Raw genomic sequence first — 17,605 nt, forward strand, 5'->3', positions numbered from 1 at the left:
ACTCTAATGCTTAACACTTTACTAACACCAGACGTTGTTCAGATTTTACCTGCCTGTGATGACTGGCGTCACGCTATCGCCTTGTCCTGTAAGCCTTTACTGGATAACGGTTCGATTGAACCCACCTATGTTGAGGCGATCTACCGCTCTCATGAGGCCATCGGTCCTTACTATGTCGTCGGCCCTGGGATTGCCATGCCGCATGCGCGCCCGGAAGACGGCGTGAACCAACTTGCCGTCAGCCTGACGCTGATTCGCGACGGCGTGGTTTTCCATTCCGAAGACAACGATCCCGTGCATTTACTGATTGTTTTGGCCGCTACGGACAGCAATAGCCATATCGATATTATTTCACAGCTTGCTCAGTTGTTCGACACGCCTGATGACGTCGCCGCATTACTCCGCGCGACGAACGTAGAACAGGTGCTTTCCGTTATTTCTCGTTATTAATTGCCACCAGAGGACACAGATTATGAAAATTACAGTCGTATGCGGTAACGGTCTTGGTACCAGCCTGATGATGGAAATGAGCATTAAAAACATCGTTAAAGAACTCGGCGTGGTTGCTGACGTGGATCACGTAGATTTGGGCTCAGCGAAAGGCACGGATAGCGACATTTTTGTCGGTACAAAGGATATTGCCGATCAGCTCGTCGCGCAGGCAGTGGGGGGGAAAATTGTGTCCCTGAGCAACATGATCGATAAAGTGGCGATGAAAGAGCGCCTGTCGGTCGCCCTGACAGAACTTGGCGCATTATAAGCGGGGGATCAAAAATGGAATTCTTCCGTTTTTTAATGAGTGATGTGCTGTCTGAACCCTCCATCCTGGTCGGTTTGATTGCGCTTATCGGCCTGATTGCACAGAAAAAACCGGCCACAGAATGCATCAAGGGAACCGTGAAAACCGTAATGGGTTTCCTGATCCTCGGGGCAGGCGCGAGCCTGATCGTGTCCTCACTGGGAGATTTCGCCCAGATTTTCCACCATGCGTTTGGTATCGCCGGTGTGGTGCCTAACAATGAAGCCATTGTCGCCGTCGCACAGAAGAACTTCGGCACCGAGATGGCAATGATCATGTTCTTCGCGATGGTCATTAATATCGCAATCGCACGCTTTACGCCGTGGAAATACATTTTCCTGACTGGCCACCACACGCTGTTTATGTCGATGATGGTTGCCGTGATTCTAGCGACCGCGGGTATGAAAGGCGTGCTGCTGATTACCGTTGGGTCGCTGGTGGTTGGGGTATCGATGGTGCTGTTCCCTGCCATTATTCACCCGTATATGAAGAAAGTCACAGGCTCGGATGACGTCGCCTTTGGTCACTTCTCTGCAATATCGCAGCTGTTGTCGGCCTTTATCGGCAGCAAGTTTGGTAATAAAGAGAAATCAACGGAGGACATGGAAGTACCGAAGAGCCTGCTGTTCCTGCGTGATACGCCGGTTGCCATCGCCTTTACCATGTTCTTCATCTTCATTTTCACCTGCCTGTTTGCTGGCCCGGAAGCGGTGAAAACGATGAATGCCGGTGGGAAAAACTGGTTCATGTTTTCGCTGATCCAATCCATTACCTTTGCCGCTGGCGTGTATATCGTGCTGCAAGGCGTGCGGATGGTCATTGCAGAAATCGTGCCTGCGTTTAAAGGCATTTCCGACAAACTCGTCCCGAATGCTAAACCCGCATTAGATTGCCCCGTTGTCTTCCCGTATGCCCCGAATGCCGTTCTGGTCGGCTTCCTGAGCAGCTTTGCGGCTGGGGTGATCGGTATGGTCCTGCTCTACCTGCTGGGCATGACGGTGATCATTCCTGGCGTGGTGCCGCACTTCTTCGTCGGCGCAGCGGCCGGCGTGTTCGGTAACGCCACCGGCGGGCGTCGCGGCGCGATTTTAGGTTCTTTCGCCAACGGACTGCTGATTACCTTCCTGCCTGTTTTCCTGCTGCCGGTGTTGGGCAGTATTGGACTGGCAAACACCACGTTCAGCGACTCCGATTTCGGCGCGGTGGGGATTCTGCTGGGCATTATCGTGCGCTAAGCCCGCATAGTGCATGTCATCCAACAGACCGATTTTAGTTAACGGGGGAAATGATGGAATTCTATTTAGATACGGCGGATGTAGCCGCAGTAGAACGACTCGCAGGCGTGTTGCCGATTAAAGGCGTGACCACCAATCCGAGTATTGTCGCACGCGGAAAATCCGATATTTACAGCGTGCTACGGGACATGCAAGCCGTTATCGGCACGGAAGGACAGCTGTTTGCTCAGGTGATGTCACGCGATCCTGACGTGATGGTGGAAGAGGCGTTGAAGCTCAGGGATGTGATTCCTTCTCTGGTCGTTAAAGTGCCGGTGACACATGCGGGTTTGAGTGCCATCAGGCAGTTGACGGCGCTGGATATTCCCACCCTCGGCACCGCCGTATACGGTGCGGGACAAGGGTTTTATGCCGCGCTGGCTGGCGCTCGTTATATCGCGCCTTACGTCAACCGCATTGATGCGCAAGGTGGCGATGGGATTGCGCTCGTGAAAGAACTGCAAACTCTGATTAACCTGCACAGCCCGCAGACTCAGGTACTGGCAGCCAGCTTTCGCACACCGCGTCAGGTGCTGGACTGCCTGCTGGCGGGGTGTCGGGCGATTACCGTCGACCCTGCGGTTGCTGAACTGTTCCTGCAAGATCCTGCGGTTGAAGATGCGCTTAATCGGTTCGATTATGACTGGCAGGCACGCTTTGGTCATGCCGATCTTGGCTGATTGATGGAAAACACCACTCGCTCGCCGGGTGGTGTTACCAAAATAACGCGGTGACCAAAAAACGATCGTGTTACCAACACGATCAATGCAGGACGAAATCGCGATACTTTTCCACCAGCGTCAGAAAATCATCCAGACCGCATAAAGACAGGCTCTCTTCGTCGTAATAACTCATGCCTTCCTCCAGCTCATCCGTAGTGAAAGACAGCTGATTTGCCTGCACCATCACTTCTTCTTCATCCAGCGACAGCGTGTATTCATGGCCCACGCGCCGCCACTGCCGCTCGCTGCCTGCGACGGAACGCGCGGCGTCTTCAACGTCAGTCAATATCGTCAGTTGGCCTTTCACTTCTTCATTGAACCAGTGCCCGATCGCTTCATGTCCCATCGACATACGAACGATGACCTGGCCCGTCACATCCCGCAAAAATTCATAGTCCATGATGCCATCCTCACTGTTATGTTTCTTTTGTTCAGTCTAGTCGCCTCTACACTCTACCGTCGTGATGCACCTTCACCTTTCATGTTGCAGATGCACACAATCCCGTATGCCAATTCCAGCAGAGATGGCGCATAAAAAAAGGAGGCACAAGGCCTCCTTCAATGTTGGGATGCGAACTATAGCGAGTTAGACCGTCGTCTGGAAGATCACGCCATCGGCTTTCTCGGTATATTGACCTAACTGGTCAAAATTCAGATAGCGATAGGTGTCCTGCGCGGTTTTATCCACCTGAGACATGTAGGTCTGGTACTCTTCTGAGGTCGGCAAGCGACCCAGCAGCGAAGCCACCGCAGCCAGTTCGGCAGACGCCAGATACACGTTGGCACCGGTTCCCAAACGGTTCGGGAAGTTACGAGTCGAAGTAGAAACGACTGTCGCACCGTCCGCTACGCGCGCCTGGTTACCCATGCACAGCGAGCAGCCTGGGATCTCGATACGCGCCCCGCTCTTACCAAACACGCTGTAGTAACCTTCTTCCGTCAGCTGTGCCGCATCCATCTTGGTCGGCGGCGCAACCCACAGGCGGGTCGGCAGCTGGCCTTTGTGGCTATCCAGCAGTTTACCTGCCGCACGGAAGTGACCGATGTTGGTCATACAGGAACCGATGAAGACTTCATCAATCTTCTCGCCCTGCACGTCAGACAACCAGCGTGCATCGTCTGGATCGTTCGGCGCACACAGGATCGGCTCTTTGATATCAGCCAGATCGATGTCGATCACCGCCGCGTACTCGGCATCGGCATCGGCTTCCAGCAGTTGCGGATCGGCCAGCCATTTTTCCATGCCCTGAATACGGCGCTCCAGCGTACGACGATCGCCGTAGCCTTCGGAGATCATCCACTTCAACAGCACAATGTTGGAGTTCAGGTACTCGATGATCGGCGCTTTATCCAGCTTGATCGTACAACCAGCCGCAGAACGTTCCGCCGAGGCGTCGGTCAGTTCAAACGCCTGCTCAACTTTCAGATCCGGCAGACCTTCGATCTCCAAAATACGACCAGAGAAGATGTTCTTCTTACCTTTCTTCTCAACGGTCAGCAGGCCTTGCTTGATGGCGTACAGCGGAATGGCGTGAACCAGATCGCGCAGGGTAATGCCCGGCTGCATTTTGCCTTTGAAGCGCACCAGAACGGATTCCGGCATATCCAGCGGCATCACGCCCGTCGCGGCAGCAAACGCCACCAGACCGGAGCCCGCAGGGAAAGAGATACCGATTGGGAAACGGGTGTGGGAGTCGCCGCCCGTACCAACGGTATCTGGCAGCAGCATACGGTTCAGCCAGGAGTGGATAACGCCATCGCCCGGACGCAGCGATACGCCGCCACGGTTCATGATGAAGTCTGGCAGCGTGTGGTGCGTGGTCACGTCAACCGGCTTAGGATAAGCCGCAGTGTGACAGAACGACTGCATCACCAAATCAGCGGAGAAGCCCAGACAGGCCAGATCTTTCAGCTCATCACGGGTCATCGGCCCAGTGGTGTCCTGTGAACCTACAGATGTCATCTTCGGTTCGCAGTATTCGTCAGGGCGAATGCCCGCGACGCCACAGGCACGTCCCACCATTTTCTGCGCCAGCGAGAAGCCTTTTTTGCTGGCTTCAACCGCTTTGGAAATACGGAACACATCGCTGTGCGGCAAGCCCAGTGACTCGCGCGCCTTGGAGGTCAGTCCACGGCCGATAATCAGCGGAATACGGCCACCAGCGCGCACTTCATCCAGCAATACGTCGGTCTTCAGCGCGAACGTCGCCAGCACGTCATTGGTGTCATGACGGCGCACTTCACCTTCATATGGGTAGATATCAATCACATCGCCCATATTCAGATCGTTCACATCGACTTCGATCGGCAGCGCACCAGCATCTTCCATCGTGTTGAAGAAGATCGGGGCGATCTTGCCGCCCAGCACGACACCACCACCGCGTTTGTTCGGGACATAAGGAATATCTTCGCCCATGAACCACAGCACGGAGTTGGTTGCCGATTTACGCGACGAACCGGTACCGACAACGTCACCGACGTAAGCCAGCGGGAAGCCTTTCTTGTTCAGTTCTTCGATCTGTTTGATCGGGCCCACGGCACCAGGTTGATCGGGATCGATACCTTCACGGGCATTTTTCAGCATCGCCAGCGCGTGCAGCGGGATGTCAGGGCGTGACCAGGCATCAGGTGCCGGAGACAGGTCATCCGTGTTGGTTTCACCGGTGACTTTAAAGACGGTAACAGTAATTTTTTCCGCCAGTTTCGGGCGGGACAGGAACCACTCGGCATCAGCCCAGGATTGAATCACTTTCTTGGCGTGCGCATTGCCTGCTTTCGCCTTTTCTTCTACATCGTAGAAGTTATCAAACATCAGCAGCGTATGGGACAGCGCTTCGGCGGCAATCGGTGCCAGCTTGTCGTTGTCTAACGCATCAATCAGCGGATGAATGTTGTAACCCCCTTGCATGGTGCCCAGCAGCTCAACGGCTTTTTCCTGAGTGACCAATGGGGAAGTGGCTTCGCCTTTGGCGACGGCAGCCAGAAAACCAGCCTTCACGTAGGCGGCTTCATCAACGCCGGGGGGGACACGGTTAATCAGCAGGTCAAGCAATACTTCTTCTTCGCCCGCCGGGGGATTCTTGAGTGACTCAACCAGCGCGGCCATCTGCGTGGCATCTAACGGTTTAGGAACAATCCCCTGCGCAGCCCGGTCGGCTACGTGCTTACGATATTCTTCTAGCACGACGTTCTCCTCGCTCTCATTGTCTTCATTATGCCCGGCGCTCTTGTTCCCGCTTGTGGTGTCCATGCCTGGGTGCCAGCGTGTGGATGTAAGGTAGTAGAGTGTCCGGTCCAGCCTCGTCAGCATATCAGGATTTGAATTGATTGTTAATTCGTTCACATAATAGCAACATTAATTTTTATTCAACTATGCTATGTGCCCAATTTCGCTCTCACTGAAAAATGCCGACATCAGCAGAATAGCATGTCCCTGACGGCACACACTAACTATGCTGAGTTAACCACATAATAGGTAGGTTTTTAACAACATAGCGTGATTAATCATCGTTTGATGGCGTAGCGATAATCAGAATGTTCGCAATAGAGTCGGGAAAAGTGTTAACAGATGATAGATGCCTTTACGGCAACGATGCCGGATGACCTCTTTGATAACAGGAAAAAATGCCATGAAGATAAAACGGTATCTGCCAATGGTTTTCGTCTCTGCTTTCGCGTTCACCGTATCCGTCTATGCCGCCCCTATCGAGCTGGAGGGTATCGGTTTAACGCGCGATATTCCTTGTCATGGCAATGATGTCAATATTTCAGGCAACGGCAACAACATCGTACTAACGGGCAAATGTGCCAATATTTCCGTCGCGGGCTCTGAGCACAACATCACATTCGATTCCGCTACATCGCTGGCCGTGACTGGCTCAGAGATTGCCGTCACGGGTCAATCGACGGGCGATCTGACCGTCGCCGCGTATAAAAACACCATCCGCACGCACATCGTTGCCGAGGATAAGCCAGCAAAGGTGAACGTGACGGGTACGGAACATCATCTCGATCTCGATTTTAAAGGCCCCGCCGTTGTCTCCTTCAATGGCATCAGCAACCGCCTCTCATGGGGAGGAACAGAGCCGAAACTCTCTTCCAGCGGTGCTAATAACGTCATCAAACAAAAACCATAACTTGTAGCATTCCCTCATCCGACAAACGGACGTGGGCAATGAAGAACACACGCCTCAATCGACAGCTCGCCGATTGAGGCGTTATTTTTAGTACAAAGACTATTTTAGTACAAAAACTATCGAATCACTTCCCGCTAGAGCGGGCCACATCAGGCCTTAAACGTCAGCCACGGACGTAGCCGTGCCACGGGTTGAATCAGCCCTGACTGCGCTTGAATATCAATCACAGGCGCAACCGGTTTATAGGCTGCTGGCGCTTCTTCCCGCAGGCGTTCGTCTTTCAGCGTGATGCATTGCCAGGGCAACGTATCTGCCTGTTTCGCCGTATCGACCTTGTTACGCATACTTTGCCGACGTTCGGCACGCCCTGCGCCGTGTGAACACGACCACAGCCAATCGGGATTTCCCTTCCCTGTCACGAGATAAGAGTAATCGCCCATTGAACCGGGAATCAGCGCAAATTCCCCGGCTTTTGAGGGCGTCGCACCTTTACGATGCAGGTTCATTTCATGCTCCGGCAGAATGATGTTATGCGACAGATCGACCACCAGTTTGCTGGCGTCATGCGTAAATACCTGCTTCCAGGAGGAACGGATCAGTTCAGTCAGCACGATCCGGTTGATCCATGCATAGCGGGCGGCGACGCCCATGGCTTCCATATAATCCGTCGCCTGTTCATCAACCAGACCAAACAGGCCGGACGCCGGATATTTTTCTCCCGCAGGCCAACAGGCTCGCGCTTTATCGATCCCACGCTGGCCGACATAAAAGCCCACGTCCCGTGAACCGGTGTGAATCATTACCACGACTTCGCCTTCCTGCACGCCAGCCTGATACGCCGCGTGCCTGTCCAACACGGCATCAACAATTTGCAGTTCAACGAAATGGTTACCCGACCCTACCGTGCCCAGACTGGAAGGTCGAAGTATCTCACGGGGTGCGAAAAACGGCTCAGGCGCATGTCGACTATCGGCACGAACCGCATCGGTTCCGGCGATGGAACCGAGTTCCGCCGCCAGTCGTTGGAAGTCCACGCCCTGCCAAAGCCCCTGCTGAGGCAGTGCCGCCAGCCACGCTTGCAGACCATCATCAAAGAGCGCGGAAAACGAATCTGGCGTAACGGGAACATCACGCCGATCCAGCAGTAACGTGTCTTTGAGCGCCTGAATCAGCGCGGGTTTGTGCTCATCAGCATCCGTATGATGCACGCCCGTCGTCAGCAAGCGCATACCGCAGTTGATATCCGTCCCAATCGCCGCCGGGATAACAAAGTTCTCCGTTGTAGCAACAATGCTGCCAACGGGCGCAAGCGTACCGGGATGGAAATCCGGCGTCGCGCGGGCGGCACAGACGCGCGCATCGCTGCCCGGTAGGTGTACCGAGGCGAAATCCAGCAGTTGCTGAACCGCCTTTTCTTCCAGCGGCAACGTTTCCGGCAACAGAACCTGCGCTTCTGCATTCTGCCTGCGGAGATGATAAATAGAATGTTGGTAATCGGTGTCTATCCCCAAACGGGATAAACGTTTTTGTAAGCGAGTAAATGTAGACATGGTGCTACCTAGAAAAACAAAAAATCACTCCTCCCGTTTCGGAGAGAAGGTTGTTTTTCCTGCAGCAGCAGATTCAGGAAAGGATGTCGGGCTATTCTAGGGAGGAACGCCTCTCTTGTAAACTGCAGGCCGCATCGCGCTGGCTCCGTTGTGCGCTGTTTTATCGATGTCAGTCATTCTCCTCGCTCAAGGCCGGGGTATGATAAACTCAATACATTAGGTATCACTAAATTAGTCAGTCACGCAGGATGGTAGGAACATGGCGTTGAGCAATTCGGATCGGGAATTTATGCAGGACGGTGCAGCAAAAGCAGCGGCTATGCTGCGCGCGATTGGCAACGAGAACAGGCTACTGGTGCTTTGCTTACTTATCGAGAAGGATGAAATGTCGGTTGGCGCGCTGCTTGAACACATCCCGCTCAGCCAGTCCGCTCTCTCGCAGCATCTGGCAAAAATGCGTGAAGAAGGGTTGATTAGCTATCGGCGCGAGTCACAAACGCTGTACTACCGCATCGAAAATAAGGACGTGGAGAAAATCGTCGCCACCTTAAAAGGCATTTTCTGTCCCTGATAGCAGCGACACGAAACGGCATAGACGGAATTCCGCAATAAAAACGCCACAGGATTTCCCGTGGCGTTCGCGATTAAGTATGACGGGTAGAGAACTTAGAACGACGTATTCACGCTGACAAAGAAAGTCCGTCCCGGTTCGTTATAGGTTGCCGCACCCGCACCCGCGATGGTAACCACATTATTGTTCACCACATCCTGCGCATTACCCGCGCGGAACAGGCGTTTATCAAACAGGTTATCGACACCGCCGGTCACGCTCAGGTTCTTGTTAAACTTATAGGTACTGCTTAACCCGAACAACGCATAAGGGCTTAACTCATTGGTTGCGCTACCCGTTACACGCTCACCTTTGTAGCTATATTTCTTCGGCTTCTGGCGACCATACCAGGTCACATCGGCCAGGAAGGAGAGGCTCTCCGTCGCCTGCCAGTCCACCGATGAATTCAGGGTAAACTCCGGCGTAATCGACAGATAATCGCCCGTGGTTTTATTTTTCGATTCCAGCATCCAGGTCAGGTTGTTACGCCAGTTGATGCTTTCCGTGACAGGAACGGTCAGGTTACCTTCTAGTCCCTGAATAACGGCTTTCGGTACATTGCCCCACTGGAAGATATTGGCGTTGGCATATTGGGCATTAGTTCCGCCCACTGCTTTACCGATGACATTGTTTCCTGCTTCGATCTTGTTACGGTAATCGTTATGGAAGTAGGTGATACCCGCGATCAACCCATCACGGTGAAACTCCAGACCAATCTCTTTATTCAGGCTGGTTTCCGCCTTAAGGTCTTCATTGCCGATCAGGTAGCAAGAGGTACCGCCAGAGCAGCCCTGTCCACGGCTATAGAGAATATAGTTCTCATTGGTCTGGTACAGGTTCGGCGCTTTGTAAGCGCGGGCGATACCTAACTTCAGCGTGTAATCGTCACCCAGTTCCTGCGACAGGTTAAGCGACGGGCTCCAGTTGGTGCCTGCCGTGCTGTGATGATCGACACGCAGCGCTGGTGTCAACATGGTACTGTCCGTCAGTTGGACGTTATCTTCCACGAAGGCAGAAGCCAGACGAGCCGCAGATTTCTCACTACGGCCGCTGCTGCTCAGTGAACCCACACTGCCCGCTTCGGTTGTCGTCTGCAAGTTCGAGACCGGATCCTTCATCTTCTGCTCGTTCCACTCAACCCCGAATGTGAGTACCTGATCGACCCAGACATTCAGCGGAATATTCACTTCGTTATGTGCAGTGAAGTTATCCAGCTTTATCGTGCCATATTGGTTCGGACTCGTCGTATCAAAAATCCCTTCTAAACCGCCAGACAGTCCCTCAAGGATACGGGTATTGTGCGTGCGTTCGTATTGCAGATACGACGTAGAGCTGACACCGCTGTCCCAGTAGCCGCGATGCGTGACCGCAAAGTTCTGGCGATACATGCGGTTGGTTTCCTTGCCGTAATTACTCACGACCAGCGGGTTGGTGTTGGTATTTTGTGAATCGCCCGCATAGATATTGCCCTGACGGCTGGAACCCGCTTCAAACTCCAGCGACTGCTGCTCGGTCATATCCCAACGCAACAGGCCATTGATGTCTTTATTACGCACCCCTTCGCGCCCAGAAGGCAGCGAGGTAGCCTGATTGCCCGCCCGCGCAGACTGATGCCCTTCATTAATATCACGTGCATCAGCTTGGGTTTTATTCAGGTTGCCGTACAGACGGAAACTCAGGCTGTCGGTCAGGCCGCCCATCAGGCTGAAATCGGTACGCTTGGTTGCGCCTTCTGAGCTATGCTCCGGCGCGTTCAGGAAGGTGTTCCAGGTGCCGTGCCATTCTTGCGTCGGCTGCTTGGTGATGATGTTAACCACACCGCCCGCCGCGCCGTTACCATAGCGCGCCGCCGCTGGGCCGCGCAGCACTTCAATACGCTCGACCATATCGGCAGGCACCCAGTTGGTGTCACCACGGGTATCGCGCTCGCCGCGCCAGCCGTAACGCACCGCCGTACGGCTCGACACGGGCTTGCCATCCACCAGAATCAGCGTGTTTTCCGGTCCCATACCGCGGATATCGATCTGGCGATTGTTACCGCGCTGGCCGCTGGTTGAGTTACCGGACAGATTGACGCCCGGCATGGTGCGAATCAGATCGGACAGATCGTTAGCAGGCGGACGCTTGCTGATATCTTCAGCTGTAATCACCGACACGCCCGGAGCCTGACGGGTTTGCTCAGCGGCCGTCACCACCATCGTATCGCCCGATGCTTTACTTTCGGCCTGATTCTGCACCTGAGGGGCAGGTTCTGTTGAAGGCGAGGTCTGCGCAGCGCTCAGAAACGACGTCATCCCGCAGCTAACGCCAATGAGCGTCGCCAGATAGCGACGCGATTGTGGTAGTTTCATCAAAATTATCCTGCCCTGTAAGAAATGAATAAGTAGCCTGAAAAAGGATCAACATCGCAGCCGGTACAGCGACACCTAACGACAATCAGCAAAACGCTGAATAACGGCGGAGATAAAACGCGCAAACGTGGCGGTTATCGGGGAGAAGCGTCATGCCAACGGCATCACGTCGTGTTGTTATGAAATGCTGTGTGTAATCAATCAGCCCTTTTCTCCGCATTGCCGTAAATGGAAAATGCCTTTATCGTGCAATGTGACGTCCTCAACGAAAAATGCTATTGAGAAGTATTTGCATTACCATTTTGGCGCGGTCATTGTTACATTTGTCATTCAGGACGGGGTTTGCTCTAGCAGCAAAATGTTTTGCCAAAGCATCAAAATGGAAGGCGCAGGTCGAAGGGTTCAATCAGGTAGGTAATCACGTGCGCAGCTTCACTCAGTCATCAAAGCCGATCTATAAAGATCACATCGTTCAGCAATCGAGTCTGGTCGCGAACAATTACCGTTTTATCGGCCCTCGGCTGATCGATAACACGCCGGTGCTATTTGGCTCGTTCACTGTCGTACAGCTCAATCCGCATCTGATCCTGCACACCGCGGATGTGATTAATCGCCACAATATGAAAACCCAAAACCTGCTGGATGGCGCAATCAAGCTGGCCATCGTGGTGAGTGGCAATGCGCATATCTCATTTGGTCATCAGGAACTGCATCTGGGAGAGAACCAGCCCGCCTCGCTGATTGCGCTGACGGAGCCGACGATGTTTACCCGCATCGGCAAGCGTGATGAATATGAGCGAACCATTACGCTGACGTTCGACAAGGAATGGCTGTACGGCAATATGATGGACACCGTTGGCGACTGGCAAGCCATCCACGATTTCACGCAGACTCACCTGGCGACACACCTGTGGACACCGTCCCGACAGGCGCTGGCGATTGCCTTACAAACGCTGGACGCTGAACCTTGCCAAACACCGCTCCAGCGCCTTTATCTGGAAATGCAGTGTATGAGCCTGATTATCGAGGCCTTTACTTCATTGACCGCCAGCGTGGCGCAGGAGAAAAGCAGCGGTGTTACCCTGCGCAGCTACCACCGCATTCAACAAATCAGAGATATGCTGGAAAGCGGCAGCGCCGACCACCTGTCGATGAGTGAAATCGCTAAAAGCGTCAACATGAGTGAAAGCACGCTACAGCGCCATTTTCGTCAGACGTTCAATATGAGCGTGTTTGAATACCTACGTAACTGCCGCTTACAGCGCGCCATGCTGGCCTTGCAGAAAGACGGCATCGGTATTGCGCAGGCGGCCAGCATCGCCGGTTACAACAGCCCCGCCAACTTTGCCACCGCTCTGCGCCGTGCATTCGGTATTACGCCGGGGCAGTTAAAAGACCGCTTCTGATTCTGAATCACTAATAACCAAATGGAATTTATTATTCCGTTTGGTTATTAATTGCTATTCAGCGATGCACAGTAAATTAGTGTTTTTCTGCCAGCGACACATGACGACCCATGACCAATCAGACTGATATCACCGCAAGGCTTGCCCACCACATCATCCATAGCGAACCCAATCGAGAAGCGATTGATGCCGCCCGTGACGGGGTGACAGACTTCGTCTCCACTGCGCTCCCCATCGTACAGGGTGCGATTGCCGATAGCGGGCTCGCGCCGCTAAAGCAGGTATTCAGCGGCACGGACAGCCTGACGCGTAGTCTGATCCTGGGTTATGCTGGTCACGTATTGGATTTTGACGATTATCATCCGGCGTTTCGCGGCCACCCCAGCACCGTCATTCTGCCCGCTCTGTTTGCCCTTGCCGCAGAAAATCCCGCCGTGACGGAAGAGGCGTTTTTGACGGCCTATGTGATCGGCGTGGAAGCCGCAGGCAGAATCGGGTTGGCATGTGGCCCACGTCATTACAGTCTCGGTTACCACAACACGGCTACGCTCGGCGCTATCGCCGCCGCCGCTGCTGCCGCACGTCTGGCTGGTGCTTCGGTAGAACAAACGCAAACCATTCTTGGTCTGGCTGCCACACAGGCCGCAGGACTGCGGGCGCAGTTTGGTTCAGCGGTCAAACCGCTACATGCCGGGCTTTCCGCCAGAGCAGGACTAACCGCCGTTAAGCTGGGCTTAGCGGGCTTTGAGGGCAATACACAGCAGGTGATTGACGCCTTTCTTGCGGCGCATGGTGATCAAAAACAACAGCCGGAGTTGCTGGTTGAAAACTGGGGCGCACCGTGGCGCATGCTGTCTCCCGGTCTGGAATTCAAACGCTACCCGACCTGTGGCGGCACCCACAGCGCCGCCGAAGCCGCGTTTGCGCTGCGGGAACAGTGGCATAAGCAGAAGGGTGCGGATACCGATCTGGCCGACGCTATCGAACAGATCACGGTGACCTTTCCGCCGGGCGGCGATGTCGCCCCCTTTATCCGCAATGCCACAAACGGCGTAGAAGCCCGGTTCAGCCTGGAATATGTGATTGCGGCGGCGCTGATTGAAGGGGAACTGAAGCTGGCGCATTTTTCGGAAGCACCAGTTGAAACCACAATCTCCGCACTGGCGAATCGCGTCATACGCCGTGCCGATGAAACCGCGCCACCCGACGAGCTTGACCCGGAGGCGCGTTTTCATGAGGTTACGCTGCACTTACGTAGCGGCGGCACGCTAATCCAGCGCACCACACGTCAGGAAACCTCGGCACGCCCCACCGATCTGCGTGCTAAATTGCAGCAAACCATCGGCTCGCTGACGCATCTCGACAGCAACCAGATCGCCGATCGCTGCGCATTACGGCAAGAAGGCGATCTACGCTATTTGCTGGGGCTGTTGTTTTAACAAGATACTGTTTTAACAAGATGCTGGTTTTAACGGGATGCAAGGTGTTGTCGATAACCATCATTATCGACAGCCCTATTACTGGCAATACCATGACCGACAACCAGCACGCTGTCAGATCGAATTAGTCTGCCTGATGGGAAAGCCACTTCCCTTTTTCATCAAAGACCGTCACGCCCGGCTCACTGGAATAGCTACCTTCCCCCAGTGGTTTATAGTGGGTTGCCAGTATATGGGGGGCACGATATTTAAAATCGAAATAGCCCTCATCAGGATTCTTGATAATCAGCTTGCCCGTACTGTCGATGAGACCTTCTTCTACCTTGAAGTAGCGATTATCAAGGTTGTTTTTAAAAGATGTCGCTTCGCCATACGTAAACAGGTTCTTTTTCTCTTGTGCAGAAATAGCGGGGAAACGCGTCACATCAAGCTGACGTAATACATGCAGAAACATCAGGCGCTCCAGCGGCGTCCCTGCATCTTTCGGGACTAAAAATTGTAATGTGAGCCCGCTTCCCACATTCACATCGTATTCATATCCGACAAACGCGCTGTCGCCATAAATAAAGATGTTATCCACTTGTTTACCTTCGGGGACGATCTCTTTGGTTTCAGCCATGAGTTCAGGAATCGACTGAGGAGCGACCTTAAAATAAACATCGTACTTAAACACTTCCGACGGGAATTTTATTGTAATGCGCGTTTTTGACATGCTCCGTTTAATAAAGCGCTCAGGCTTTTCCATGCGCTGTTCGAGTGCTTTCCAGATAGCCTGATGCATTTCTGCGATCTTAAATTCATCAGCGATCTTTACGCCATACTTCGCTTCCAATTCCGGCTGAGATAATGCCAGATCGTACATCGACAATGCCTGCTCGCCACGGTAACGTTCATCCATCGTACGCAGTACAGCAAACGCGTTGGCTAACGCGACAGTGTCCTCAGCATTCGCTAACCCGATAAAGTAGCGTTGATTAGCCTCATCATATTGAAAATAGACGGCTTCTAATTTTCCCTGTTTATTATCATATGCTGCGCCGTTTTCCGACTGGAATAACACACCCTTTTGTCCTTCCAGCCACAATGCCAGATTAAAATCCTCTTTTGCTGCGCTAACGGTAAGCAGGTCAACATCGGTATTATTCTGCTTATCCCGATAGGTGTAGATCTGCGTGTCTTTATTTTCCCGATCGATAAGCAGACGCCCCATCTTGCGAATATACATCCCGTGCTCCCGTAAGCTCAGCTTGTCGTACATGCTAAACGGCAGCTTAATCGTGAAATACTCTTCGGGATAAAAAGGGATGCCGGGGAAATCATCCATCGGCGCGCGATTAAATACCGCTTTCTCTTCAAGAAGCCACGCCTGATAGGCTTTTTTATGTTCTTCAAAACGTTGCTGGATTTTGAGTAAACCGGGTGACTGGTCTTCCGTCTTTTTCAAGACCATGGTGATTTCACAATAATAAAACGCACAGGCAGCACTTTTATCCGATACAAACTGAACCGTGTTTTTCCCGGTGATTTTTAGCGTGTGCCACATACCGTTTACCTGTATACGGTTATCTTTCATCTCTTCGGTATATTCACTCTCCGCACTGTAATAGCTCACCTGCGTCGGCGTCAGATTAAAATAGAGGTCGTTTTTAATACCCTTGAGGTTTTGCTTTATATGTTCCTGAAGGTTATCTCTGTTTTCATTGGCTTCAGGATGTTTACTGTTATCAAACACCACGCGAATATCCTCAATCAGATATTTCCCCTCGCGAAGCGTTTCTTCTCCATTACAGCCCGACAGCCATAACGCCATGATTAAAACGCCCAGATATTTCCTCATCACTTCATCCCTGTAAAATTAAAAAGCCCCTGAATGCCGCGGCACGCAGAGGCTAGCAATGCATCAGTAACCTAATGTTATCAAAAAACTTATGATACTCGTCATACTTCAAGTTGCATGTGCGTTGGCTGCGGTCACTCACCCGAATCACTTACCTGAGTAAGCTCATCGGGATTCCTTCCCTTGCCGCCTTCATGAAACTCGAATTATTTAGAGTCTATAATTCAGGTACTGCGACTAGGGTTTTAGCCACTGGTCCAGAAAGCTAAAGACTTCTTCCTGCTGCTCCTGATAGAAAACGTGTCCCAGCTCAGGCCAGATCTTGGTTTGCAGCTTGCTGTCCGCCCGCTGGGATTGCCACACCTTGTGCATTTTGGCGTAGGCGTCTTCAACGGATTGCGTCGGGAACAGTTTGTCTTTGCCACCGTTAAATAACAGCATCGGTTTTGGTGCGGCAACGCTCGCCACATCTGGGAAATCAAAGCGTGTCGGTTGCCCCGGATGCAACATATAGAATGCCGACTGCCCTCTCAGCACATTGTTGCCCGGCGTCATCAGGCCATCGTACGTGCCAATCCAGGACACCGCTGCCGTTGCCGCGACCTTGTCGGACAGCGCGGCGAGCTGCCAGGCACGATAGGCTCCCATCGAGAAACCGACGACGCCAATACGTTGCTTATCAACCTGTTCAAGCGAGGCCAGAAAATCCGTTGCCCGCATGTCTTCGTAGGCCATCAGCCCCGCGAGCGAGCGCCCCAGATTAAAGAAGTTACTCGCCAGTGCCTGCTGTTGCTCATATTTAATCGGCCCGCGCGATCCCCAACCTAACGCATCCACCGCCAGCACCACATAACCCCGTTTCGCCAGTTCATCCCCGACAAAGCGCCCGGTGAAAAACTTATCGGCCCACGCCTGTGCGGAATCAAGCTGCTCGTTATTCCCCCACGGCTTGATCATCTTCTCTTTGCCGATATCAAACTTCGCGCCATGATCGTGCAGCAGGATGACCGCAGGATGCGGCCCCGCGCTTTTTGGGGTCAGGAGCAGCGCGTCTACGCGGCTTTCATCGGTCAGGTTAAAGGCAACTTTCTCCGCCGTGTAGCTACCGCGATCCTGTTTTTCAATCACCTGCGGGGCAAAGTCTTTGGTGGAGTCCGGCGTTAGGAGCAGCGAACGCAGCGTTTCTCTCGACTGGGCTTGCCACTGGCTAAAATCCGTAAAATTCCCAGATAGCCAGGAATCCGAGTAGGTCATCTGCTGCTTAAGCTGCGGATAGAATGAAGGAAGCCCTTCATCCGTCACCGCCTGATCCGTCGCGGGTTGAATCGTAGGGTTCATATCGTTCGCCATCAGTGAAGGGCTAGCCAGCAAAGCCGTCAACAGCCAGACAGAGGTGCGTAAGGTATTAAGATTCATCATAACCTCAAAAACAAAACGTCGTTTCTTTTTTGAGGTTTGATTGTAATTGACGCGGCTAAAAA

Annotated in this window: 14 protein-coding genes; 8 read left to right on the forward strand and 6 right to left on the reverse strand. The window is 53.0% G+C overall.

All coding sequences use genetic code 11. The features are described from left to right. Positions 1-6 precede the first annotated feature (6 nt). From BUB06_RS10595 to fsa, 4 genes are read left to right on the forward strand one after another with little or no spacing between them, the layout of a single operon-like run. Complete coding sequence (locus tag BUB06_RS10595; protein ID WP_039470110.1) at positions 7-450, forward strand: PTS sugar transporter subunit IIA; 444 nt, start codon at positions 7-9, stop codon at positions 448-450. Positions 451-472: 22 nt separating this feature from the next. Continuing rightward, positions 473-760: a PTS sugar transporter subunit IIB gene (locus BUB06_RS10600; RefSeq protein ID WP_039470109.1), complete on the forward strand. Its 288-nt coding sequence runs from the start codon at positions 473-475 to the stop codon at positions 758-760. Between the two features lie 14 nt (positions 761-774). Then, positions 775-2,034 (forward strand): PTS ascorbate transporter subunit IIC, encoded by a 1,260-nt coding sequence (locus BUB06_RS10605; protein ID WP_010300423.1) that lies wholly within the window; start codon positions 775-777, stop codon positions 2,032-2,034. A 53-nt stretch (positions 2,035-2,087) separates the two neighbouring features. Continuing rightward, positions 2,088-2,753, forward strand: a complete 666-nt coding sequence (gene fsa, locus BUB06_RS10610) for a fructose-6-phosphate aldolase (protein ID WP_039470105.1) — start codon at positions 2,088-2,090, stop codon at positions 2,751-2,753. An 82-nt stretch (positions 2,754-2,835) separates the two neighbouring features. Here fsa and yacL read toward each other — a convergent pair whose 3' ends face one another. After that, positions 2,836-3,195, reverse strand: a complete 360-nt coding sequence (gene yacL / locus BUB06_RS10615; RefSeq protein WP_039470104.1) for a protein YacL — start codon at positions 3,193-3,195, stop codon at positions 2,836-2,838. Between the two features lie 186 nt (positions 3,196-3,381). Further along, complete coding sequence (gene acnB, locus BUB06_RS10620; protein WP_010300437.1) at positions 3,382-5,979, reverse strand: bifunctional aconitate hydratase 2/2-methylisocitrate dehydratase; 2,598 nt, start codon at positions 5,977-5,979, stop codon at positions 3,382-3,384. 445 nt (positions 5,980-6,424) lie between these two features. Here acnB and BUB06_RS10625 point away from each other — a divergent pair, with 445 nt between their 5' ends. After that, positions 6,425-6,931 (forward strand): DUF3060 domain-containing protein, encoded by a 507-nt coding sequence (locus BUB06_RS10625; protein WP_039470102.1) that lies wholly within the window; start codon positions 6,425-6,427, stop codon positions 6,929-6,931. Between the two features lie 149 nt (positions 6,932-7,080). Here the strand turns inward: BUB06_RS10625 and BUB06_RS10630 are convergent, their stop codons facing one another. Further along, entirely contained in the window at positions 7,081-8,481 is a 1,401-nt protein-coding gene (locus BUB06_RS10630) for an RtcB family protein (protein WP_039470100.1), read from the reverse strand. Between the two features lie 259 nt (positions 8,482-8,740). On the opposite strand from BUB06_RS10630, the gene BUB06_RS10635 reads away from it, so the two are divergent. Then, entirely contained in the window at positions 8,741-9,052 is a 312-nt protein-coding gene (locus BUB06_RS10635; protein ID WP_039470098.1) for an ArsR/SmtB family transcription factor, read from the forward strand. 95 nt (positions 9,053-9,147) lie between these two features. Here the strand turns inward: BUB06_RS10635 and BUB06_RS10640 are convergent, their stop codons facing one another. Beyond that, entirely contained in the window at positions 9,148-11,442 is a 2,295-nt protein-coding gene (locus tag BUB06_RS10640) for a TonB-dependent siderophore receptor (RefSeq protein ID WP_039470096.1), read from the reverse strand. Positions 11,443-11,864: 422 nt separating this feature from the next. Here BUB06_RS10640 and BUB06_RS10645 point away from each other — a divergent pair, with 422 nt between their 5' ends. Together BUB06_RS10645 and BUB06_RS10650 are read left to right on the forward strand one after the other, a co-directional pair. Beyond that, on the forward strand, positions 11,865-12,848 hold the full coding sequence (locus BUB06_RS10645; protein ID WP_039470094.1) for a helix-turn-helix transcriptional regulator: 984 nt from the start codon (positions 11,865-11,867) through the stop codon (positions 12,846-12,848). A 110-nt stretch (positions 12,849-12,958) separates the two neighbouring features. After that, complete coding sequence (locus BUB06_RS10650; RefSeq protein ID WP_039470093.1) at positions 12,959-14,287, forward strand: MmgE/PrpD family protein; 1,329 nt, start codon at positions 12,959-12,961, stop codon at positions 14,285-14,287. 124 nt (positions 14,288-14,411) lie between these two features. On the opposite strand, the gene BUB06_RS10655 is transcribed toward BUB06_RS10650, so the two are convergent. Beyond that, positions 14,412-16,124, reverse strand: coding sequence for a hypothetical protein (locus BUB06_RS10655; protein ID WP_039470091.1), 1,713 nt, complete (start codon positions 16,122-16,124; stop codon positions 14,412-14,414). Positions 16,125-16,361: 237 nt separating this feature from the next. Continuing rightward, a complete protein-coding gene (locus BUB06_RS10660) occupies positions 16,362-17,540 on the reverse strand; it encodes a dienelactone hydrolase family protein (protein WP_039470973.1) in 1,179 nt (392 codons plus the stop codon). Positions 17,541-17,605: the final 65 nt, after the last annotated feature.

Source organism: Pectobacterium carotovorum, assembly GCF_900129615.1.
GTDB classification, from domain to species: Bacteria; Pseudomonadota; Gammaproteobacteria; order Enterobacterales; family Enterobacteriaceae; genus Pectobacterium; species Pectobacterium carotovorum.